This window comes from Hymenobacter properus, from assembly GCF_015694735.1.
GTDB lineage: Bacteria > Bacteroidota > Bacteroidia > Cytophagales > Hymenobacteraceae > Hymenobacter > Hymenobacter properus.
The window spans coordinates 912,545-934,147 of sequence record NZ_JADQDP010000003.1; the positions used below are offsets into that span (position 1 = coordinate 912,545).

At 63.0% G+C, this 21,603-nt stretch carries 18 protein-coding genes; 10 read left to right on the forward strand and 8 right to left on the reverse strand.

The genetic code is table 11. The annotated features are described in order from the left end of the window. Positions 1–18 precede the first annotated feature (18 nt). From I2I01_RS15750 to I2I01_RS15770, 5 genes are all read left to right on the forward strand, one after another. A complete protein-coding gene (locus tag I2I01_RS15750; RefSeq protein WP_196287419.1) occupies positions 19–1,785 on the forward strand; it encodes a T9SS type A sorting domain-containing protein in 1,767 nt (588 codons plus the stop codon). Between the two features lie 48 nt (positions 1,786–1,833). Continuing rightward, positions 1,834–4,020, forward strand: coding sequence for a galactose oxidase early set domain-containing protein (locus tag I2I01_RS15755; protein ID WP_196287420.1), 2,187 nt, complete (start codon positions 1,834–1,836; stop codon positions 4,018–4,020). Positions 4,021–4,434: 414 nt separating this feature from the next. Next, positions 4,435–5,832 carry a DNA repair protein RadA gene (radA, locus tag I2I01_RS15760; RefSeq protein ID WP_196287421.1) on the forward strand — a complete coding sequence of 466 codons (1,398 nt, stop codon included), beginning with the start codon at positions 4,435–4,437 and terminating at the stop codon, positions 5,830–5,832. A 404-nt stretch (positions 5,833–6,236) separates the two neighbouring features. Then, positions 6,237–7,856 carry a TlpA family protein disulfide reductase gene (locus I2I01_RS15765; protein WP_196287422.1) on the forward strand — a complete coding sequence of 540 codons (1,620 nt, stop codon included), beginning with the start codon at positions 6,237–6,239 and terminating at the stop codon, positions 7,854–7,856. 151 nt (positions 7,857–8,007) lie between these two features. Then, on the forward strand, positions 8,008–9,027 hold the full coding sequence (locus I2I01_RS15770) for an SPASM domain-containing protein (protein ID WP_196287423.1): 1,020 nt from the start codon (positions 8,008–8,010) through the stop codon (positions 9,025–9,027). A gap of 132 nt (positions 9,028–9,159) precedes the next feature. Here I2I01_RS15770 and I2I01_RS15775 read toward each other — a convergent pair whose 3' ends face one another. The 6 genes from I2I01_RS15775 to I2I01_RS15800 form a co-directional block, all read right to left on the reverse strand. Next, positions 9,160–9,501 (reverse strand): hypothetical protein, encoded by a 342-nt coding sequence (locus tag I2I01_RS15775; RefSeq protein WP_196287424.1) that lies wholly within the window; start codon positions 9,499–9,501, stop codon positions 9,160–9,162. 125 nt (positions 9,502–9,626) lie between these two features. Then, positions 9,627–9,848: a hypothetical protein gene (locus I2I01_RS15780; RefSeq protein WP_196287425.1), complete on the reverse strand. Its 222-nt coding sequence runs from the start codon at positions 9,846–9,848 to the stop codon at positions 9,627–9,629. 48 nt (positions 9,849–9,896) lie between these two features. Next, a complete protein-coding gene (locus I2I01_RS15785; protein ID WP_196287426.1) occupies positions 9,897–10,703 on the reverse strand; it encodes an inositol monophosphatase family protein in 807 nt (268 codons plus the stop codon). Positions 10,704–10,838: 135 nt separating this feature from the next. Then, complete coding sequence (lnt, locus tag I2I01_RS15790; RefSeq protein WP_196287427.1) at positions 10,839–12,500, reverse strand: apolipoprotein N-acyltransferase; 1,662 nt, start codon at positions 12,498–12,500, stop codon at positions 10,839–10,841. After that, positions 12,475–13,245 (reverse strand): 16S rRNA (cytidine(1402)-2'-O)-methyltransferase, encoded by a 771-nt coding sequence (rsmI, locus tag I2I01_RS15795; protein ID WP_196287428.1) that lies wholly within the window; start codon positions 13,243–13,245, stop codon positions 12,475–12,477. Before rsmI ends, lnt begins: the two co-directional genes overlap by 26 nt. Positions 13,246–13,423: 178 nt before the next feature. Continuing rightward, complete coding sequence (locus I2I01_RS15800) at positions 13,424–13,681, reverse strand: 4a-hydroxytetrahydrobiopterin dehydratase (protein WP_196287429.1); 258 nt, start codon at positions 13,679–13,681, stop codon at positions 13,424–13,426. A gap of 140 nt (positions 13,682–13,821) precedes the next feature. On the opposite strand from I2I01_RS15800, the gene I2I01_RS15805 reads away from it, so the two are divergent. From I2I01_RS15805 to I2I01_RS15820, 4 genes are all read left to right on the forward strand, one after another. Beyond that, positions 13,822–14,325 (forward strand): hypothetical protein, encoded by a 504-nt coding sequence (locus I2I01_RS15805; protein WP_196287430.1) that lies wholly within the window; start codon positions 13,822–13,824, stop codon positions 14,323–14,325. A 74-nt stretch (positions 14,326–14,399) separates the two neighbouring features. Continuing rightward, positions 14,400–14,624: a hypothetical protein gene (locus tag I2I01_RS15810; protein WP_196287431.1), complete on the forward strand. Its 225-nt coding sequence runs from the start codon at positions 14,400–14,402 to the stop codon at positions 14,622–14,624. 160 nt (positions 14,625–14,784) lie between these two features. Beyond that, a complete protein-coding gene (locus I2I01_RS15815) occupies positions 14,785–15,483 on the forward strand; it encodes a metallophosphoesterase family protein (RefSeq protein WP_196287432.1) in 699 nt (232 codons plus the stop codon). A gap of 525 nt (positions 15,484–16,008) precedes the next feature. After that, positions 16,009–18,558: a hypothetical protein gene (locus I2I01_RS15820; RefSeq protein WP_196287433.1), complete on the forward strand. Its 2,550-nt coding sequence runs from the start codon at positions 16,009–16,011 to the stop codon at positions 18,556–18,558. A 210-nt stretch (positions 18,559–18,768) separates the two neighbouring features. Here the strand turns inward: I2I01_RS15820 and I2I01_RS15825 are convergent, their stop codons facing one another. Both I2I01_RS15825 and I2I01_RS15830 read right to left on the reverse strand, forming a co-directional pair. Beyond that, positions 18,769–19,587 carry a tetratricopeptide repeat protein gene (locus I2I01_RS15825; protein ID WP_196287434.1) on the reverse strand — a complete coding sequence of 273 codons (819 nt, stop codon included), beginning with the start codon at positions 19,585–19,587 and terminating at the stop codon, positions 18,769–18,771. Further along, entirely contained in the window at positions 19,584–20,072 is a 489-nt protein-coding gene (locus I2I01_RS15830; protein ID WP_196287435.1) for an RNA polymerase sigma factor, read from the reverse strand. Before I2I01_RS15830 ends, I2I01_RS15825 begins: the two co-directional genes overlap by 4 nt. Positions 20,073–20,201: 129 nt before the next feature. Between I2I01_RS15830 and I2I01_RS15835 the strand changes: the two genes are divergently transcribed. Beyond that, complete coding sequence (locus I2I01_RS15835) at positions 20,202–21,494, forward strand: serine hydroxymethyltransferase (protein ID WP_196287436.1); 1,293 nt, start codon at positions 20,202–20,204, stop codon at positions 21,492–21,494. The last annotated feature ends 109 nt before the right edge of the window (positions 21,495–21,603 follow it).

The following is a 21,603-nucleotide window of genomic DNA, read 5'->3' on the forward strand; positions in this document are numbered from 1 at the left end:
TTTATCATTCTTTCTGATATGAAAACGCTTCTCTTTTTGCTCGCGTTGGCCGCCACGCTTACCCGCCCGGCCCGGGCCCAGAACCCCCAATTAGTCATCGACCAAGCCGCCACGTTGCCTTCGCTGGCCACGCCGGGCAGTGGCATCATCTACGATTTAAGCGAATACACCGACGCGCAGGGTAACACCTATCAAGCCGGCACATTCAGCGGTACGGTTCACTTCGGTTCTTTCACCTTTGCCACCGGGACCGGCGAGATGGAGGTAGTGGTGGCCAAGCGCAACGCCACGGGCACGTACCAGTGGGCCCTTGCCGGGGGCGGGGCCGGTGACCAGCGCTGCAAGGCTTTGACCGTGGACGCGGCGGGCAACGTGTATGTGACCGGCTCCTTCCCCACGGCTACGGCCACGTTCGGGGCCACGGTGCTCACCAACCGGGCAGCGGCGGGCACGACCACCAGCGACGTGTTCGCGGCCAAGGTGACGGCGGCTGGGGCCTGGGACTGGGCCGTGAGCGCGGGCGGGGGCACGCGCATCAATGGCGACGACTACGGCACGGCTGTGGGCGTCGACCTGTTTGGCAACGCCTACGTGGCCGGCACGTTCACCAGTTCGGTGGCTTTCTTTGGTAGTATTCAAGTGCCCAGCCCCGACCGAAACGGGCGGGACATTGCTTTTGTGGCCAAGCTCAGTTCAGGAGGCATCTGGCAATGGGTGCGCAATAACGAGGATTTCGGCAGCAGCGCGACGGCGGTAGCGACCGACGAGGCCGGCAATACTTACCTGTCGGGGCATTTTCGCGGGCGTATCCACTACGGCCCTTTCTTGGTCACGGCCTCGAACGGCGCCCAAACCGCCTACATTGCCAAGGTCGACGCGACCGGGGCCTGGCAGTGGGCCACGGCCATCCAGGCCGGCGTGCTCACCAACGGGCATTGCCAGCAATTCGGGGTAGTGCTGGACAGGTACGGCAATGCGTATTCCACGGGCGTTTTCACGTCCGATACCCTTAAGTTTGACCGCACGACCCTGACCAACACCGGGCCGCGCCAGCCGCCGGCCTACACCAGCCGCACGTATAATGCGTTCGTGGCCAAGCTGAACGTGGCGACGGGCCGGTGGCGGTGGGCCGCGCAAAGCCGGGGCGACGGCGATGAAGGCTTGGGCGGCCCTCTCTTCGACGCGCAGGGGCAGCTATACGTGGGCGGAGGTTTCAGCCCGCCGCCGGGGGCCAGCGGGCCGGGCCCGGGCAGCCAGTTCGGCAGCACTACGCTGTTCAGCGCCGGCGGCGACGACATTGTGGTGGCGCAGCTCGACACGGCCGGCCGGTGGCTGTGGGCCCGGCGGGCCGGCGGGCCGGACAATGAAGGCGGCGCGCCACGCCGCCTCGATGCTCAAGGCCGGGTGTACGTGGCCGGGTCGTTCTATGGGAGTACGCTGCCGCTGGGCGCACTCACTCTAACCGCGTTACCCGGGTCTTGGGGTAACGCTTCCAGTACGTATTCTCTTTTTGAGGCCCGGCTGGGCGTCAATGGCCCATTGGCCGTGCGAAACGGCCGCGACGATACATTCGACGTGTACCCCAACCCGGCTCATACGGCCGTGACCGTGGCCGGATTGCCACCGGGCCAGGTGGTGCAGGTGCTCGACATCGTGGGCCGTAAGGTGCTGGCGGGTACGGTGCCGCCGCAGGGCACGTTGCAACTGGCATTGCCGGCCGGGCTACCCCCCGGCGTGTACTTGGTACGGGCCGGAGCTCAAACCCGGCGGCTGGTGGTGGAATAGCGGAGAAAAACCGCATAAACTAAACAAACACTCTAGGGTCATTTCACCATGTACAAACTTTTACTAATCATCGGCTGCTGGGCCCTGGCCCAGCCCGGCTGGGGGCAAAGCTGTACGTTCTCCAACACGATTGGCCGCACCCAGCCCGTGCGCGACGCGAACTGCATCGAGCTGGGCGACAACTTCTCCAGCACGAGCGAGATTGACATCACTATCACGACAAACCGCGGTTTAGCCGGCTGGTGGCGGAAGGCCTCGTGGGGGTTTGAGGGCCAGGACACGACTCAGCTTGAACGTGTTTTTATCGGTATTCATACCAGCGTGCTGCCCAACGGGATAGTGCTTTCCTGGCAAGGGCATAACGACAATCAGTTTTCTACTCCAGGTGCTTCTCATCCTGGAACCGATATCTACCGTTGGGAGCCCAATCTTAACCACCTCTCTTCAACAATATTTCATGTCCGTTGGACTAACGCTTTTTGCACCGGCCACAGCTTCCTCGCCGATGGAAAGCTGTTGATGACTGGTGGGCATGACGAAACAATTGCCGAGGTGAAGGATGATAGAAATACTCCACAGAATGAATATGTGCCCGAATACATCAAAGGGCTGAACCATGCCAATACCTACGATTACAGAATTAACCCTACTGCCATTAGGCCAGGAACCGTAGAGGACCCAGTAAGCTGGAACAGGGAGCATGAAATGACCCGTAACCGCTGGTACCCCACCAACACTACGCTTTATAATGGCGATGTGCTGACCACGGCCGGCGAAACCGAACCTACCCAAATACTAAAAAACGAAGAACGATTTCCAGAGCTCTGGCACAATGGCAACTGGACCGAGCTGCGGGGTGTGTTGCGGAGCATACCATACACAGCAGACTTCCGACCGTTCCCAACCTATCCCTGGACGTTTGCCGCGCCCAATGGCAAGGTGTTCTATGCGGGCCCAGACCCCTACATTGGTTATATCGACCCCGCAGGCAGTAGCCCGCCGCTGCCCGGCAGCGGCAGTACGACGCCCCGGGCAGGCGCTTGGACGGCAGCCGATGCGCAAACACGCAATTATGGTCTCCGGGGCCAGGGCACGGCGGCCATGTTCTGGCCCGGCCGCATTCTGCTAGCGGGCGGTTCTGATGGCCAGACGGTGACCAATACCGCCGAAGTCATCGACCTGACCAGCGGGGCCAACGGCACGATAACCAATTCGAGCTTCCTCCAGCCCGTCATCACGCCGGCCGCGCCCATGCGCAACGCCCGGCACCACGTCAACTCCACCATTCTGCCCGACGGCTCGGTGCTCATCACCGGCGGCTCACGCGTAACAGGCAGCAGCGACCGGGCACAGGCCGTGCTCGATGCCGAAATCTGGACGCCCACGCCCGGCCCCAACGGCCCTACCGGCCCGGGCACCTGGACCACGGTGGCACCCATGAAGGAAGCACGCATGTACCACTCCACCGCCGTGCTGCTGCCCGACGGGCGCGTGCTTTCGGCCGGGGGCGAGGAAGTTATTAATTACGTGCCACGTTTCGTCCCTAACCAGGACAACCACTGCACGGCCGAAATCTACAGCCCGCCCTACCTGTTCGACGCCGCCGGCAACTTGCGGGCGCGGCCCACCATCACGGGAGCGCCGGCGCACGTGGGCTACGGGCAGCCCTTCACGGTGGTGGCCCGGGCGGGCAGCGGCACGGTGGCCCGCGTCACGCTGGTGCGCCTCTCCTCGGTCACGCACTCCTTCAACATGAACCAGCGCTTTCTGGAACTGAACAAAAGCGGCCTGACCACGGCGCAGGGGGCCACATCGGTGGCCCTCACGGCCCCGGCCGACGGCACCGTGTGCCCGCCGGGCCACTACTGGCTGTTCGTACTCAACAGCCAGGGCGTGCCCTCGGAGGGGCAGGTGGTGCAGATTGGGCCCAGCGCCTGCGCCGGCACCCCCGACCTGGCCACGGCCTACGCCGTGGACGACGACTGCAACGCCACGGCCACGGCGTCGGTGTCGGGACCGAACCTGGGCACCGACTACAAGTGGACCGTCGACGGGGTGTACGATTCGAGTTTTGACGGCCAGTATTCCGTGAGCGTGGCGCTGAACCGCTGCCGGCCCCAGGCCACGCTGGGCGTGCGCGTGACGCCGAGCTGCGGCGGCGACCCGGTGGAAAACTTCGTGAGCGTGAGCCGCACCTTCTTGCCTAGCAAGTGCCCCGCCTGCGGCAATTTGTAGCCGGGCGAATCGAGAGCCGCTAAGCAGCGCAACTCCAAACGCGTGGCTACCGCCCAAAACCAGGCCCGAGCGTGGTTCCCTGCCCTTGCCAAACCCCGAAAAGCCCATCGGACGCCGGTCCGGTGGGCTTTTGGTTATCCGGAGCCGGGTCGTGGCGGGTAGTGGGGCTGCGGGGAAAGCCCGCTGGCGCGCGTCTCCGACGCGAGCCGACCGGCACCGAGCCTGCGGCTCGGGCTTTGAACGACTTTGCTGCCACTACCCTATGGCGAGCCGCAGGCTCGACCCCAGCCGGCACGCGTCGGACACGCGCGCCAGCAGCGCCCCCGCCTTACCTTGCCGCCCCCGTTTCCGAGGCAACTTTTTTGCCCCCGCTGGCCTTATAAATCACACCCCCATCTCCCTATAAAAACCAGCATGGCCAAAGCCAAAACCGTCTTTTTCTGCCAGAACTGCGGCGCCCAGAGCGCCAAATGGATAGGCCGCTGCCCGGCCTGCGGCGAGTGGAACACCTACGTCGAAGAAGTCGTCCAGAAAGAAACCGCGGCCACCACCACCGGCCAGTGGAAGCCCGCCAGCACCGTGCCCGGCGGCAACCTGACCAAAGCCGCCCGGCCCGTGGCCCTGGGCGACATCCTGGTGGAAGACGAACCCCGCATCATCACCCCCGACGGCGAGCTGAACCGCGTGCTTGGCGGCGGGTTGGTGCCGGGCTCTATGGTGCTCATCGGCGGCGAGCCGGGCATCGGCAAGAGCACACTCATGCTGCAAATTGCCCTCAGCCTGCGCAATATGAAAGTGCTCTACGTGAGCGGCGAGGAAAGCGAGGCCCAGATTAAGATGCGCGCCGAGCGCATGGCCGAGGGCCGGCAGTCGGGCTGCTACATCCTGACGGAGACGAACACCCAGAACATCTTCCGCCAAATCGACCAGGTGCAGCCCAACATCCTCGTGGTCGATTCCATCCAGACCATGCATTCCACGCTGGTGGAAAGCGGCGCCGGCAGCGTGAGCCAGGTGCGCGAGTGCACCGCCGAGTTTCTCAAGTTTGCCAAGGAAACCAGCACGCCCGTGCTGCTCATCGGCCACATCACCAAGGACGGCAGCATTGCCGGCCCCAAAATCCTGGAGCACATGGTGGATACCGTGCTGCAGTTCGAAGGCGACCGGCACCTGAGCTACCGCATCCTGCGCACCACTAAAAACCGCTTCGGCAGCACCTCCGAGCTGGGCATCTACGAGATGCAGGGCGACGGCCTGCGCCAGGTGAGCAACCCCAGCGAAATCCTGCTCTCGCAGCGCGGCGAAAGCCTGAGCGGCATGGCCATCGGCGCCACCCTAGAGGGCAACCGCCCCCTGCTGGTGGAAGTGCAGGCCCTCGTGACGCCCGCCACCTACGGCACCCCGCAGCGCAGCAGCACCGGCTTCGACGCCAAGCGCCTGCAAATGCTGCTGGCCGTGCTCGAAAAGCGCGCCGGCCTGCGCCTGGGCCAGTCCGACGTGTTCCTCAACATCGCCGGCGGCCTGCGCCTGGATGACCCCGCGCTGGACCTGGCCGTGTGCGCGGCCGTGGTGTCGTCGCTCAACGACCTGCCCATTCCCGGCAACGTGGCCCTGGCCGCCGAGGTGGGCCTGAGCGGCGAAATCCGCGCCGTGAGCCGCCTCGACCAGCGCCTGGCCGAAGCCGAGAAGCTGGGCTTCCGGGAGATGTACGTGTCGCAATTCAACGGCAAGGGACTCGACATGGCCCGTTTCGGCCTCAAGGTGCAGCCCGTGAGCAGGCTCGACGAGGTGCTGAATGGACTTTTTGGGTAACGGCCAATGGTGAAGGGGCGGGGCCCACCCCCGCCCGCCATTGAACGATATGAGTGCAGGCCGTTTGCAGCGGCCGGCCACGAAACCGCGCTGGATGGGTAAACAAGCTGCTTTAACGAACATAGCGCAACCTTATTGTCCTTCTATTCGAGGTTAATGACTCGAAAAGTGCTCTGATAATCAGCCGGCCCGGAACCGATATAGCAGCCTGCGTCGAGTACTGCCCCGGTAAAGGCAATAAGAATTATGAAACCATTTTTGGACTTTATAAATTAAAAAGCCGTATCTTCGGAGTGCTGATAGGCTTTTACCGCGAATGACTAGGTAAGACGGCCCCAAGCAAGTGCTGGTTTAGTCGATTTTAGCAATTGCCGGCAGCTGTCGGCAGCTGGTTATTATTAGATATGACATCTACTTTCCTTTTACATGCGCGTCGGTTGTTGGGCGTGGCGCTGGTGCTGGGGCCCCTGTTGGGCCACGGGCAAGGGCGCATGACAACCACCGTGGTGGGCGCCGCCGCCCGCAAAGCCCCGGCCGAAACTGGGGCCACCGGCGGCACGGCCACGCTCACCGGCCGCATCAGCAACCCCACCACCGATTCCGTTGCCGTGTCGCTGCGCGAAAACCCGCTCGACCCTAAAGAGAAGCTGTATCGGGCTAAAATCGGTGAGAAAGGAGAGTTCAAGCTGACTATACCCGTGAGCGGACCCACTAAGGCCGACCTGGTGTACGGCGACGACGTGGCCCCGCTCTACCTCGACCCCGGCACCGACATTGAGGCCCGTTTCAAGGGCAACGACATGTCGGGCACGCTGCGCTTCAAGGCCAACGACGTGCCCACCGGCTTGGCCACCAAACTGCGCAACGGCAACAACCTAACCGACGAGCAGCGCCACCGCCAGCAGGGCGCCAATGCCAACAACTACCTGGTGGAAGCCGATGCCCAGTTCGTGGAAAACGACGGTTTCCAGGTACTGCCCGACAACATTCAGCTCTACGAGGCGCCGTTTCTGTCCTTTCTGGAGTACCGCCGCAAGCACGAGTTTGAGTTTCTGGAAGACCACGCGGCCAAGCAGTCGTTCACGCAGGACTTCTACAACTACGCCCACGCCGAAGTGGTATATGCCTACGCCAACGACAAGCTGACCTTCCAGGACCTGCGCGAGCAGGTGGTGAACACCGAAGGTCGCCTGAAAATGGCACCCGACTACTACAACTTCCTGCGTGAGCCCGGGCTGCTGAACGACCCCAACGCGGCCATGAGCGAGCTATACCACGAGTTCCTGCTCAACTACGTGCACTTCGCCGTGGCCCAGGACCACCACCAGCGCACCGACCCCGACTTCTATCCCGCCTCCTACGCCCTGGCCAGCAAGAAGCTTACCGGCCCCACGCGCGCCATCATCCTGGGCCGCATCCTGCAGGAGTCGTTCCGTTTTGGGCACGTGAAGCAGTCGGCCGCCATGCTGGCCGATTTCCGCAACTACGACCCCAAAAACCAGTATTTCCCCATTCTGCAGTCCGATTTCGACCAGCACAAGGAGTTTGCCATCGGCGCACCGGCGCCCGATTTCAAGCTGCCCACCGCCAGCGGCGACACGGTGCACCTGCACGACTTTGCCGGCAAGCTGGTCTACCTCAACTTCTGGAAAACCACCAACGGCCTTTGCCTGCGCGACCTGGCGTATGCCCAGGAAATGATGCGCAAGTTTGAGGGCAAAAACATCGCCTTCATCAACATCGCCCTCGATGAAAACGAGCAGGCCTGGAAGTCGCTGGTAACGGTGAAAAAGCTGCCCGGCGTGCAGGCGCGCGTGCCCGGCGGCGGGCTGCGTTCGGCCCTGGCCAAGGAATACGCCCTGCAGGAAGTGCCCACCTACATGCTGGTGGGCGAAGACGGCACCTTCCTCAACACCAAGCCCAAGCGCCTGAGCAGCCGCGCCGCTATCGACGAAATCAACCAGTCGTTTGGCAAGGCCAGCACCTACACCAGCGCCATTGATTTCCCGGCCACGAAAAAGTAGCCAACCAGGAGTTATCTGTCATCCTGAGCCCAGCGAAGGACCTTATTACGCAAGAGCAGCCGCTAGAACATTCCTGGCGTTAGTTGTTCAGACGTGATAAGGTCCTTCGCTGCGCTCAGGATGACGTATTTTTGGCCTTCCTCATTTGCCCATGTCTACGCTCACCGATAGCCTCAACCTCCTCTCCAAAGCCACGCCGCTGCGTGTGTGGAATACCGTGCAGGTGGTGGGCTCCTACATCCTGAGCAAGATTACAGGCAAGGCCCGGCTGCGCGGCCTGCCCATGGCCCTGAGCTTTGAGCCCACCACGAGCTGCAACCTGCGTTGCCCCGAGTGCCCCAGCGGCCTGCGCTCCTTCACGCGCCCCACGGGCATGCTGCAAGGGGATTTGTTCAAGCGTACCATCGACGAGGTGGCCAGTCGGCTGTGGTACCTGATTTTCTACTTCCAAGGCGAGCCCTACCTGCACCCGCAGTTTCTGGAGCTGGTGAAATACGCGGCTAGCAAGGGCATCTACACCGCCACCAGCACCAACGCCCACTACCTCAACGACCAAAACGCCCGCAAAACCGTGGAGAGCGGCCTCGACCGCCTCATCATTTCCCTCGATGGCACCACGCAGGACGTGTACCAGCAGTACCGCGTGGGTGGTAAGCTGGAGAAGGTGCTCGAAGGCACCCGCAACGTGGTGAAGTGGCGCAAGGAACTGAAGTCGGCCACGCCGCGCATCATCTTCCAATTTCTGGTGGTGCGGCCCAACGAGCACCAGATTGATGACGCTCGGCAGCTGGCCGATGCCCTGGGCGTGGACGACGTGTGGTTTAAAACCGCCCAGATTTACGACCACCAGCACGGCTCGCCACTCATTCCTACCATCGATTACTACTCGCGCTACCAGAACAACGGCAACGGCACCTGGAGCCTGAAAAACAAGCTGGTGGACCACTGCTGGAAAATGTGGCACTCCTGCGTCATCACCTGGGATGGGCTGGTGGTACCCTGCTGCTTTGATAAAGACGCCGAGTACCGGCAGGGCGACCTCAAAACCGAAACCTTCGCGCAGCTCTGGCGCGGCCCTAAGTACCAGCGCTTCCGCAGCAGCCTCCTCAAAGGCCGCGACCAGATTGAGATGTGCCGCAACTGCTCGGAAGGCACGAAAGTGTGGGGATGAAGCATCAGCAATAAAAAAACGTCATGCTGAGCGCAGTCGAAGCATTTCTCCCGCAATAGTAAATGATTACTGCTGCTGTAGAGATGCTTCGACTACGCTCAGCATGACGTTCTTGCTAGGCCAACGTCCGGACTACTTGTCCTTCTTGTCCAGGTTCTTGCCGAGGTCTTCCACTTGCTTGAGGAAGTCGTCGGTGTCGGAATCGGCGTAGGTGCCGTAGGCCGAGGAGATGGTGCCCTTCACGCCGTCGTTGGCTTGGATGGCGTAGAGGATGGACATGTCGTCGGGGTTGCTTTCGCCCTCAAAGCGGTAGAAGTCCACGATGGTTACTTCGTCGGGGGTGTAGCTTTTCGGCGAGGCCGAGTCGAGGGTGTGGAGGCGGCCATCAGTTACTTTAAAATCGTGGGTGAAGCCGTCCTTGGTCAGTCGGTTCTCAACGTTGACAAGCGACCGTTCTTCTTCTTTGTCCTGCATGGCGGTGGGGTGTTTTGGGGTAATGGAAGGAAGCGCGGAACGGGGCTAAAACCGCCGCCCCCGCCTCGGCTATACGGAGCCGGGGCGGGGGCGGGTTATGCAGGCTAAGCAGAAAGTTTAGCGGCTCAGACGGCTGCCTTTTCGCGGGCCGCCCGCGCCTCAATGGTGGCTTGCAACCGGTCCACGTCCAACTGCCCGCAAGCGCCGCCGCAGCCCTTGGCGCAGCCCGCCGCCGTGCGGCTAAAGAAGGCGCGCCAGAAGATGCGTCCCACGTAAAACGCCGCCGCTAGGAAGGCAGCGGCAATCAGGAAGTACTGAATTTCGACGGAGGTGAGGGCGAGCAGCATGTGAGGAAAACTACGTTGTGCGGGAAATAGTTTGCCGTGGCACACGGCCTATTGCTGCCAGAACTCCCCAATCACTCCCTGAATCTGCGCATGTAAATGCCCGTTGCTGGCCACCACTTCGCGTCCGAACAGCGGGTCGCCGTCGGTCAGAAATTGGGTGACGTGGCCACCGGCCTCGCGCACCAGCAGGATGCCCGCTGCCACGTCGTAGGAATTAAGGTTAAACTCAAAGAAGGCCTCACAGCGCCCGGCGGCCACGTAGGCCAGGTCGACGGCCGCGGAGCCGAGGCGGCGTACGCCGTGGGTACGCGTCATGAAGGCGCCGAGGATTTGCAGGAAGCCGTCGAGCTTGCCGAAGTCTTTATAGGGAAAGCCAGTAGCAATGAGTGAGCCGCTCAGCTCAGCCACGTCGGTAACACGGATAGGCCGCTCGTTGCAGAAAGCGCCGCCGCCGCGCACGGCCCGGAAGCTTTCGTCGCGGCTTACCTCGTGCACCACGCCAACGGCCAGTTCGGCTCCGTGCAGCAGCCCCACGCTGATGGAGTATACCGGCAGGCCGTGCACAAAGTTGGTGGTGCCATCGAGGGGGTCGATTATCCAGGTAAACTCCTCGGTCTGGGAGTCGGGCCCGGCGGTGCCTTCCTCGGTGATGAAGCCGGCCTGGGGTAGCAACTCGCGCAGGCCGGCCACGAGGCGGCGCTCGGTTTCCTGGTCCACGTAGCTCACAAGGTCGTGCAGGCCCTTGTGCTCAATCCTGGCGCGGTCGAAGGAGGTAGCTTCCTGGCGAATGAACTCGGCTGTGCGGCGGCACAGGGCGGCTACGTCGTGAGAGAGTTGAGTGAGGTCGATGGGCATAATCAAGATGTAGACACACAACAAGTTGCGTCTCGTTGTCAGCTTCGCTGAACTTCGTTAGCTGATGTTATTTAAGCGTTTGTGCGAACGACGCGGCACCGGACGTTCAACTGCAAGCCGCACACTATTGGGTCTCTACGCTGGCAGCTGCTTGCGGCGCCAGCCCACTACCACAGCCACCACCAGCAGAAGCACCGCCGCAATCTGCGCCCCGCGCCCAATCAGCTCGCCGAAGCGGACGTAGAAGGTCGTCTCCGTATTGAGGTGCACGGCGGCGCGACTGGAGGTAGGAATCCAGGCGGTTTCGCGCTGAGTGATTTCGCCTTTCTGGTTGATGAAGCCGGTGAAGCCGGTGTTGGCCGAGCGGGCCAGGTCGCGGCGCGTTTCGATGCAGCGCAGCTGGCCGTAGCTCAGCAGCTGCCGGTAGCCGGGCGAGTCGTGCCACCAGGCATCGTTCGTGACGAGGCCCAGCAGCGTGGCGCTGTTGCGCGCGTATTCGCCCACAAAGTCGCCGTAGATGGATTCGTAGCAGATGATAGGGGCTACGCGCAACGCCGGGGCGTTGGCCGGGGCGGCAAATACCGTGCGCTCGGCTTGGCTGCCCACGCTGCCCACGGTGCCGCCCAGGTCGATGTGCGACACGATGGACACCAGCACGGGCGGAATCTTCTCCACGCCGGGCACCAGGCGCGACTTATGGTAGAGGGCCACAGGGGCCGTAGCGTTGGCAAAGTAGGCAGCGGTGTTGAAGAAGTCGTAGTAGCCGAGGTCGTCGCGGTAGCGGGCTGTTTCGCTGGCCGCTTCCTTGTTGGGGTAGGAGCCCAGGGTGGTAATACCCGTGAGCAGGGCTACGCCGGGGTGCTGCGCCAGCCAGGCCCGCACGCGGCGGATTTTGGGGTGGCTTTCAATCGTATTTTCCCAATAAGGCTCTTCCAACGCCGTTTCGGGCCAGAGGATGAGGCGAGTCTCGGGCGTCAGCTTTTGCTCCGAGAGCTTCAGCAGGCGCGTCAGCTGCTCGTCGTAGGGCACAAACTGGGCGCCGCCCTCAAACTTCTCTACGTAGGGGTCGAGGTTGGGCTGCACCACGATGACTTCGGCCTTCGGTCCTTTTTCCTCATAGCTGCGGCCGATGAGCGCCGAAACGAACAGCGGCATGGCTACTGTCAGCACCGGCGCCGCCCAACGGAAGCGGGCCGGCCCTTCCACCGCCCAGGGGCCCACGCCGCCGCGGCCAAACCACGCCCAGAACGCCAGCAGGTTCACCGCCCACACCCACACCGAGCCGCCCAGAAAGCCCGTGTACTCGTACCACTGCACCCACTGCGGCGCGGCCGCGAAGCCGTTGCCGAGCGTGAGCCAGGGCCAGGTGATGTCCCAGTGCAAATGCACTTGCTCGAAGGCAATCCAGTACACGGGTAGGGAGAGGTAGCCCCAGCGGTTGCCCAGGCGCTTCTTGGTCTGGCGGAAGGCCATAAGCGGCAGGCACATCAGCAGCGCATTCAGCACTACGGCGGCAATGCCGGCGGCTAGCTCGGCGTAGCTCACCCACCAGGTGGTGAGGGCGTTCCAAAGCACCAGCATGAGGTAGGTGCTGGCAAACACGCGGCCCTTGCGGGCGCCTTCCAGCGTGAGCTTGCGCTCCATGACGAGGTAGGGCAGCCAGCCGACGAACAGCAGCGGCACCAGCCAGGCCGTGGGCCAGGGGGCCCAGCCGCCGCTCAGCAGCAGGGCGCCCAGCACGGCCAGCACTGGCGTGCGCAGGCGCAGCAGGCTAGTCGTCGCCGTCGGGCTCGTCATCGTCGGCGTCGGCGAAGCGGCGGGTTCGGTCTTCGCGGCCGGGGCGGGGCTCGCGGGCGGGCGGGGCAAGGTTTCCTTCGACGACAACGACAATTTCTCCTTTAATAGCGGGCCGGGCGGCGAAGTCAGCCTCAAGGCTGGCCAGCGTACCGGTCACGGTTTCTTCAAACAATTTAGTGAGCTCCCGGCTGACCGAAGCCGGGCGCGACGGCCCCAGTACTTTGGCTAACTGGCCCAAGGTCTTCACAATGCGGTGCGGCGACTCGTAAAAAATCATGGTGCGCGTCTCGGCGGCCAGTTGCTGCAAGCGCGTTTGCCGCCCCTTCTTCACCGGCAAAAAGCCTTCGAATGTGAACCGCTCGGCCCCGAAGCCCGACTTCAGCAAGGCCGGGACGAAGGCGGTGGCGCCGGGCAGGCACTCCACGCCCAGGCCTTTGGCTAGGCACTCGCGCACCAACAGAAACCCGGGGTCGGAAATTCCGGGCGTGCCGGCGTCCGATACCAGGGCCATGGTTTCGCCTTGCTCCAGGCGGGCCAGCAGGCGCGGCACTTGCTGGTGCTCGTTGTGCAGGTGGTAGGAGAGAAGCGGCTTTTTCAAGCCCAGGTGCTGCATCAGGCGGCCGCTGGTGCGGGTGTCCTCGCAGAGCACGGTGCCCACCTCACCCAGAACGCGGATAGCGCGCAGGGTAATATCCTCCAGATTGCCGATGGGCGTGGGCACGAGGTACAGAACCGTGTTGGGCATGGGGCAAAGGTAGCCTGTGAGGCGGTGGAATGAGGAACCGGGAGCGTCTGTCATCCTGAGCGTAGCGAAGGACCTTATCCCAATGCAGGGGGGCACAGCGTGTCAGACGGTCGCAAATCGTTCTTCGGTGAAAAGGTCCTTCGCTTTGCTCAGGATGACAGACGTTTCTGGTTCCTCATTATTCATTGAGCAAACCCCCATACCGCGCTGCCACGGCATCAATAGCCGCGGCCAGGCGGTGGTCGCGTCGGGTCACGGTGTTGCCGGCGTCGTGGGTGCGCAGGCGGAATTCCACCACGTTGTACTCGTTGCTGAACCAGGGATGATGGTCGAGGCGCTCGGCCTCGGCGGCCACGTCGGTGAGAAAGGCGAAGGCCGTTTTGAAATCTGCGAAGCGGAAGCTGCGGCAAAGGCTGTTAGCGGTTTCGGTCCACATGGGCTTGGAGCGGGAGGGTGTGGGGGATAGGAGAGACACAAACCGGACGGAAGGCAAAGCACAACCCAAACGCCCAAACCAAAGTAAACCTTTCCTACGCACTTCCCACCCTCATTTCCCTTACCCTCATCCCTAAACAAATGGCCATCGACCCCAACAACCGCCCCATCCGCGTCATCAACGACGACACTACCAATGAAGAAATGGAGGCCGGCCACCACATTCCCAACGCCGACCCCCCCAAGAACGAGGCGGCCCGCGGCGGCTTCGGCAACCGCGAGGGCAAGGAGGGCTACGGCTCCGACACGGCCGGTGGCGAAACCGCCCTCGGCGTGAACGAAACCGCCGACAACATGAGCCCGCCCAAAGACAACATCCGCTCGAACGACGAGGGCCGCGCCGGCCGCGAAAACCAAGACCTGCCCGCCGACGACGAACTCACCGCCACCATTGAGCCCAGCGGCCGCCCGGTCGACGATTTGGACCTGCACGACCGTCGCCCCGGCGTCGACGAGATGCTCAACCCCAACTCCCGCGTGGGCATGGGCCAGATGGAGCCCCGCCCCATCAAGCCCATCACCGGCACCGATACCAACGCCGAACTCAACGACCCCAACGCTTCCGACACGGCTATCGACCAATAACGGCCGCCCCGCTTGGTAGCACGGGATTGAAGTAAGAAACCTTCCACATTTTCCACTTTCTAACTTCCTTCATCATGCCGTACAAGAGCAATAACACCAACCAACAGTCTGGCGAAAACCACGGCGCGCCTGCTGGCGAAGGCCTGCCCAAAGGCACCGGCGACCTCCCCGTAAACGACCTGGACGAGGCCACTCAGGCCCGCCTCGAGCAAGAGGCCCTCGACGCCGGCCAGCGCCACCCCAACCGCAACACCGACAAGCCGGAACTCGACCGGCCATCGTACGGCGGCGGGCATTAGGCCTTAGAATTAGAACAACACCAGAACGTCATGCTGAGCGAAGTCGAAGCATCTCTACTACTGCAGTAATCCAATCGTCAAGATTTAGTTACGCAGTAGAGATGCTTCGGCTTCGCTTAGCATGACGTTTCTCTTTGCTCTAAACGCACTACCTCAACCTATGCGCCGCTTTGCCACCACCGACCTGCACGGCTGCCTGCACACCTTCCGCCGCTTAGTAGAAGAAGAGCTGCGCCTGACGCCCCAAGACGAGCTTTACCTTCTTGGCGACTATGTGAACAAAGGCCCCGACAGCCGCGGCGTGCTCGACTACCTCATGCAGCTGCAGGCCCGCGGCTACCGCGTGCGCTGCCTGCGCGGCAACCACGACCAGGCCCTGCTCGATGCCGCCCGCAAGCGCTGGCGCTGGGATTGGCTGGGCCCGCGCGGGCGGCAGCCCACGCTGCGCAGCTTTGGCGTGCGGCGCATGGCCGACATCCCGGCCACCTATCTCAACTGGCTGGCCGCCATGCCCTTCGAAATTGAACTGCCCGATTTCGTGCTCGTGCACGCGGGCTACAACTTCGCCCTGCCGCCGGATGAGATGCGCCAGGACCACGACACCATGATGAACACCAAGAAATTTGTGTACGACGCCTCGCGGCTGGGTGGGCGGCGCCTGCTGCACGGCCACGTGCCCACGCCCGCGGCCCAGGTACGCAGCAAAGCCGCCACGCACCCCGGCGCGCTGGGCCTCGACACCGGCTGCGTGTACCGTCACAACCCCGAACTAGCCCACCTCGCTGCCTTGAATCTGAACAGTTGGGAATTGACCTTGGTTCCGAACTGCGAGCCTGCCTACGCTATTGGCAAACGCTAATTGCGGCTGGAGCTTAAATGCACAAAGCCCGAACCCTTCCTGTCAGGAAAGGTTCGGGCTTTTGAATTATTACAAGGGCTGTTTTTGGAAAAGCTTAACAGTTTTAAAATTGAATTATATTTTGTGCGGTAGATTTATTGTTAAAGTTATATATGCGCTTCTGCTTTGGTAGTTATTTTTGAATTAATAGGGCGTTATTAAAAATTAAATAAATTATTCCGTTTACTAAAAATTTAATTGTAAGATAGTTAGAAAAGTATAGAAACGTGCAAACAAAATAGCGGATTTATAGGATTGTGCTGATAAGTCATTGACAGTGCTATTGCGCTTCGGATGGGTAAGGGGATAGGTTTGATAAATGCTATTTGTTCGGTTTGCCGAAATCGGCAGACAAAGCTGTCAGGACAGACGAATCAGGGTATAAATTGAATTATACCTGGTTGGCTGGATGCTTGGCAAGCAGCAGATAGTAGGCTGGCTTTTCAAAGCCGAGCTGCCATCGTCAAACTCTTTTTGTTAATTGTCATGAAACACTCCTTACCCTCAACCACTCACTCTTTCGGGCCGCTGCCAGCCCTGCCTTGGTGGGAGCGGCGGCGCTGGCAAGTAGTGGCGCTATTGCTGACGGTGCTGTTGCTGCTGGGCATCCGCACCCAAGCGGCAGTCATTATCACGGTGGGCAACGGGCAGGCCGACTACTCCACCATTACGCAGGCGCTGGCGGCAATTCCCTCGCCGCTCACGCAGGCCTACGAGGTGCAGCTACTCAGCGGCTCCTATAGCGAGAATGTGCTGATAAACAAAACCGGCACGGCCACCAACACCCTCACCATCAAGCCGGCAACTGGCGTGACGCCGATTATCAACGGTACGTTTACGTTCGGAGCGGGCAGTGCTTACGTCACGCTCAGCGGCAACAACGGCAGCACGCGTGCCCTCACCCTGCGCCAAAACAGCCAGCTGGCGCCCACACTGGTGTTCAGCGACGATGCCACCCACAACACGGCCAGCGAAATCCTGGTGCGCGGTGCGGCTTCCTCGTTCACCAGCGGCGTGGTGGTCATTGGCGACGGCGCCAGCGCCGGCAACGATTACAACACCCTCACCCAAAGCTGGGTTTATAATGCCAACCCCTCGCAGCTGCCCGCCAACCTGGTGTATGCGGCCAACGCGGCCGGCGGCGCCAACGATGCCTTCACGCTGACGCGCAACGAGTTGTTCAACTTCACCCGCACCGGCGTGCTGGTAAGCGGTGGCAACGGCGACGGCTGGAATATCAGCAACAACAGCATCTACTACAACGCCTCGGCCACGCCCACCAGCGCCCAAACGGGCATCGACTTTGGCCCCGGCTCCGGTGCCAACGATGCGTTGGTGTCGAACAACGCCATTGGTGGGCAGGCGGCGGGCGCCACGGGTGGCACCTGGGTGAATGCCGGCACGCAAAACTTCCGCGGCATCGTGATGAGCTGCGGCAGCAGCACCAGCCTCACCAACGAGGTGATGGGCAACACGGTGAGCAACGTGAGCCTGACGGGCACAAGCTCGGCGGCCCTCACCGCCTTCGGCGTAGATGCCGGGCGCAACGAGCTGAGCGGCAACACCGTGTCGGGCGTGAGCAACACGGGCACCAGCGGCGTAAACAGCCTGGTGAGCCGGGCCACCACCGTGCTGGGCTCGTTCACGGTGAGCAGCGGGCAGCTGATGGTGGTAGAAAACGGCCTGACCGTGGTGCAGGGCAACCTCACCAACGCGGGCATTCTCAACCACACCGGCGGCGACATGCTCATCACCGGCAACTTCGTTAATTCCGGCACCTTTGCCCAGACACTGGGCGATATCGAAATCAAGGGCAACATGACCAACACGGGCCAGTTCACCTGCTCCACGGGCAAGGTGAAGCTGACCGGCAACGGCCCCCAGACTGTGAGCGGCGGCCTCTACTTCAACCTGGAGGTGAACGGCACGGGCACCAAAACCCTCACCAACAACGCCACCATCTACAACGGCGTGCAAATGCTAGCTGGCGTGCTGGCCACCGGCCGCTACGCCCTCACCCTCGACCGCCTGGCAAACCTGAGCGAAACCGACGCCAGCTACGTGCTGGGCCGGGTGGAAGTGAACCGCACGCCCTCAGCCGGCACCGTGGAGGACTTCGGCGGCGTGGGCCTCGAAATGCTGCCCGCCGCCAACTCGACCCTGCCCGGCAGCACCTTCGTGACGCGCATCACGGGCACGGCGCCGGTGGGCGCAGGCGGCCGCCAGGGCATCCTACGCTATTTCGACATCGACGCCGACGTGCTCACCGGCCTCGACCTGGCCCTGACCCTGCGCTACCTCGACCACGAGCTCAACGGCATTAGCCGCGCCAACCTGCGCTTCTTCAAGTCGAGCAACGGCGGCGTTACCTGGGTGAACAAAGGCGTGAGTAGCGCCGGCGCAGGCAGCCCCGCCGGCACCGGCTACGCCGTGCTCGACCGCGTGGACGGCTTCTCGCGCTGGACGCTGGGCGATATCAACGCCCCGCTGCCGGTAGGCCTCACCGCCTTCCAGGCCGTGCGCGAGGGCCAAAACGCGGTGCTCACCTGGGCCACCGCCACCGAGCAGGACAACCGCGGCTTCGGCATCGAAGTCTCGACGGACGGACAGAACTTCCGCGAAATCGGCTTCGTGGCAGCCGAGGCGGGCAACAGCAGCACCGCGCGCCACTACCGCTTCGTGGACGCCAGCGCGGGCAAAGCAGGCCTGCGCTACTACCGCCTCCGCCAAGACGACCGCACCCCCGGTGAGGCGCACTACTTCGGCCCGCAAAAGCTGGTGTTCGAAGCCGCTGCTCCCACCTTCGCCGCCTACCCCACGCAGTTCGGCTCCGACCTGACCGTTGCCCTGGCGCACCCCACGGCCACCACCGCCACCCTGCGCCTGCTCGACGGCCTGGGTCGCGAGGTGTGGCGCCAGGAAGTGGCCCCCGGCGCGGCCCCGCAGCAAGTGCAGCCCGTGGCCCCGGCCGGCGCCTACACCCTCACCGCCACCGTGGCCGGCCAGGTGATGCGCCAGCGCGTGGTGAAAAACTGAGGCCGAGGACCGCGCGTCCGCGCCGCCCCGCCTGATGGAGAAGCCCCGGCTACGAGAGTGGCTGGGGCTTCTTGTGTAGGGGAGTAGTCTGAAACCGGTCTCGACCGGTTCTAACCATTTTAGACCAGTTCCGAACCCAAACACAACGCCCCGGCTACGCGCGTAGCCGGGGCGTTGTGTTTGATGGTATCAGGCCATAGCCATATGCAGCTACCGCCCTTCAAGCACACCGGCGGCCACGGCCCGGCGGGCGGTAGTGCGGTAGGGGTTGAGCGAGTCGGCGGCCACGGCGCGCAGCTCAGCCAGGGCGGGCGCCCACTCCCGGGCCTGCCAATATGCCATGCCCAGGTGGTAGCGGGCGCGGCGGGGCAGCTCGCCGATGCCGCTGTCTTCGGCCACGCGGCGTAGGTAGAGCTGGGCGGCGCTGCCCTGGCCCTGGCGCAGCAAGATGAGGCCGCGCAGGTACTGCAGGGTGTCGGCTCCCACGCTGGGCGGCGAGAGCCGGCCCAGCGAGTGCAGCGCCGCCGGGTAGTGGCCCGACTGGTACTGGTCGAGGGCTTCGGCCAGCAGGGGGCGGTCTTGGAGCAGCGCGGGCGTTACCAGCGGCCCCGGGTCGGGTTGGTAGTAGGCTTCCCAGCTGCGGGCGGGGCGGGCGGCACTGGGGCGGCTCAGGTACCAGGCGGCCACCCCGGCAGCCAGCAGCACCAGCACCCCCACGGCGGTGAGGATGGTGCCGCGGCGCTGGCGCAGCTTGGTGCGCTGCTCGGTGCGGGCTAGGGCGTTGCCGCGCTCGTTCATGCGCTCGTCGAGGGCTTGCAGGCGCAGGCGCAGGGTGTCGTGCCCGGCGGCCCAGCGCAGGTCGGCGGTGAGCTGCTCGTAGGCGGCATGGGCTTCGGCCAGGGCCTCGTCCTGCTCCAGGCGTAGCTCGAAGGCCTCCTGCTCGGCCGGGGTCATCTGGCCGTCGGCAAAGCGTTCCAGCTCGTCGAAGTAGGGGCGGAGGTCGGGGCGGGGCGGAGTCGCAGGACTCATTTCAGCAGGTCGTAAAGTTTGCGCAGGCAGGCGCTTTTCTGGAGCCGGGCCACAGTGGCGTTGGGGAAGCCCATTTTGCCGCCCATCTTTTCGAAGTGGTAGCCGCGGAAATAAAAGAAGGTAAGCACGCGCTGGCAGTCGGGCCCGAGTTGGTTGAACTGGGCCAGCAGGCGCTGGCGGCGGCCGGCCTCGGCGGCGGGCAGGGGCACGTGGGCGGGCACGTTGGCGTCGAGGCGCTGCTGGGCCATGCCGTAGAGGAAGGCGCGCAGGTCGTCGGGCATTTTGGTGATGCGGCCGTCGGCCACCTGGTCGTAGAAATCGAGCAGCGTGTCCTGCAGCAGGCCGTGGGCGCGCGGGGCATCGAGTCGGTACTGGCGCTGGGCCCAGCGGGCAAACAAGTGCCGGCTGCGCTGGTAAAAGTCAATCAGAAACTTCTGATTGCCGACGCGCAGCTGGGTAAGGGTTTCGGCAAGGGGCGCAGACATGGCAAGAAGCAAAGGCACTAGCAAGTAACAACGAAAACGGGGAATTGGGTGGGTGCCACGCCAGAACGACAGCGCGACGGCCACTTTCCCTTTACCCATCTCCCCCGCTTCCCTATTACCTTTACGCCCATGCAAACTGCCGCCCCCGCCCGCCTGTCCGACACTGCCGTGTTCGACCTTATCGCCCAGGAAAAAGCCCGCCAAACCCACGGGATTGAGCTCATTGCCTCCGAAAACTACGTGTCGGAGCAGGTGATGGCCGCCCAGGGCTCCGTGCTCACCAACAAGTACGCCGAGGGCCTGCCCGGCAAGCGCTACTACGGCGGCTGCGAAATCGTGGACCAGGTAGAGCAACTGGCCATCGACCGCGTGAAGGAACTGTTCGGCGTGCAGTGGGCCAACGTGCAGCCCCACTCCGGTGCCCAGGCCAACGCCGCCGTGATGCTGGCGTGTCTGCAGCCTGGCGACAAAATCCTCGGCTTCGATCTCTCGCACGGCGGCCACCTCACCCACGGTTCGGCCGTGAACTTCTCGGGCAAGCTCTACCAGCCCAGCTTCTACGGCGTTGAAAAAGAAACCGGCCTCATCGACTGGAGCAAAATCAAGGAAACGGCCCGCCGCGAGCGGCCCAAAATGATTATTTGCGGCGCCTCGGCTTACTCGCGCGACTGGAACTACAAAGCGCTGCGCGAAGCCGCCGACGAGGTGGGCGCCCTGCTGCTGGCCGACATCTCGCATCCCTCGGCCCTCATCGCCAAAGGCCTGCTGAACTCGCCTTTCGAGCACTGCCACATCGTGACCACCACCACGCACAAAACCCTGCGCGGCCCCCGCGGCGGCCTCATCATGCTGGGCAAGGACTTCGAAAACCCCTTCGGCCTGAAAACGCCAAAAGGCGAAATTCGCCCCATGTCGGCCGTGCTGGATGGCGCCGTGTTTCCCGGCACCCAGGGCGGGCCGCTGGAGCACGTCATTGCCGCTAAGGCCGTGGCCTTTGGTGAAGCGTTGGGCGACGACTTCAAAACCTATACCCAGCAGGTGGCCCGCAACGCCCAGGCGCTGGCCAAGGGCTTCGTGGCCCTGGGCTACGACATCATCTCGGGCGGCACCGACAACCACCTCATGCTGATTGACCTGCGCTCGAAGGGCCTCAGCGGCAAGCTGGCCGAAAACACCTTGGTGCGCGCCGACATCACCATCAACAAAAACATGGTGCCCTTCGACGACAAGTCGCCCTTCGTGACCAGCGGAATCCGCATCGGCTCGGCCGCCGTAACTACCCGCGGCTTGGGCGAGTCGGACATGCAGCGCATCGTGGAGCTGATTGACGAAACGCTGATGAACCATGACAACGACACCCGCATCGGCCAGGTGCGCCAGCGCGTGAACGCCTGGCTGCAGGACTACCCGCTGTTTGCGTAGCTTTTTACGTAAGTAGGCGAGCTGCGCCAAAAACGTCATGCAGAGCGCAGCGAAGCATCTCGCGTGCCGCAGTAACCAATACTGCTGGCACAACGCGAGCGAGATGCTT

Bases quoted from the DNA above. Each gene is read 5' to 3' on its own strand.
- I2I01_RS15750 (WP_196287419.1), top strand. From the start codon at position 19: ATGAAAACGCTTCTCTTTTTGCTCGCGTTGGCCGCCACGCTTACCCGC.
- lnt (WP_196287427.1), bottom strand. From the start codon at position 12,500: ATGACGAGCCCGACGGCGACGACTAGCCTGCTGCGCCTGCGCACGCCA.
- I2I01_RS15765 (WP_196287422.1), top strand. From the start codon at position 6,237: ATGACATCTACTTTCCTTTTACATGCGCGTCGGTTGTTGGGCGTGGCG.
- I2I01_RS15800 (WP_196287429.1), bottom strand. From the start codon at position 13,681: ATGTGGACCGAAACCGCTAACAGCCTTTGCCGCAGCTTCCGCTTCGCA.
- radA (WP_196287421.1), top strand. From the start codon at position 4,435: ATGGCCAAAGCCAAAACCGTCTTTTTCTGCCAGAACTGCGGCGCCCAG.
- I2I01_RS15815 (WP_196287432.1), top strand. From the start codon at position 14,785: ATGCGCCGCTTTGCCACCACCGACCTGCACGGCTGCCTGCACACCTTC.
- I2I01_RS15770 (WP_196287423.1), top strand. From the start codon at position 8,008: ATGTCTACGCTCACCGATAGCCTCAACCTCCTCTCCAAAGCCACGCCG.
- I2I01_RS15755 (WP_196287420.1), top strand. From the start codon at position 1,834: ATGTACAAACTTTTACTAATCATCGGCTGCTGGGCCCTGGCCCAGCCC.
- I2I01_RS15780 (WP_196287425.1), bottom strand. From the start codon at position 9,848: ATGCTGCTCGCCCTCACCTCCGTCGAAATTCAGTACTTCCTGATTGCC.
- I2I01_RS15825 (WP_196287434.1), bottom strand. From the start codon at position 19,587: ATGAGTCCTGCGACTCCGCCCCGCCCCGACCTCCGCCCCTACTTCGAC.
- I2I01_RS15785 (WP_196287426.1), bottom strand. From the start codon at position 10,703: ATGCCCATCGACCTCACTCAACTCTCTCACGACGTAGCCGCCCTGTGC.
- I2I01_RS15830 (WP_196287435.1), bottom strand. From the start codon at position 20,072: ATGTCTGCGCCCCTTGCCGAAACCCTTACCCAGCTGCGCGTCGGCAAT.
- I2I01_RS15775 (WP_196287424.1), bottom strand. From the start codon at position 9,501: ATGCAGGACAAAGAAGAAGAACGGTCGCTTGTCAACGTTGAGAACCGA.
- I2I01_RS15835 (WP_196287436.1), top strand. From the start codon at position 20,202: ATGCAAACTGCCGCCCCCGCCCGCCTGTCCGACACTGCCGTGTTCGAC.
- rsmI (WP_196287428.1), bottom strand. From the start codon at position 13,245: ATGCCCAACACGGTTCTGTACCTCGTGCCCACGCCCATCGGCAATCTG.
- I2I01_RS15805 (WP_196287430.1), top strand. From the start codon at position 13,822: ATGGCCATCGACCCCAACAACCGCCCCATCCGCGTCATCAACGACGAC.
- I2I01_RS15820 (WP_196287433.1), top strand. From the start codon at position 16,009: ATGAAACACTCCTTACCCTCAACCACTCACTCTTTCGGGCCGCTGCCA.
- I2I01_RS15810 (WP_196287431.1), top strand. From the start codon at position 14,400: ATGCCGTACAAGAGCAATAACACCAACCAACAGTCTGGCGAAAACCAC.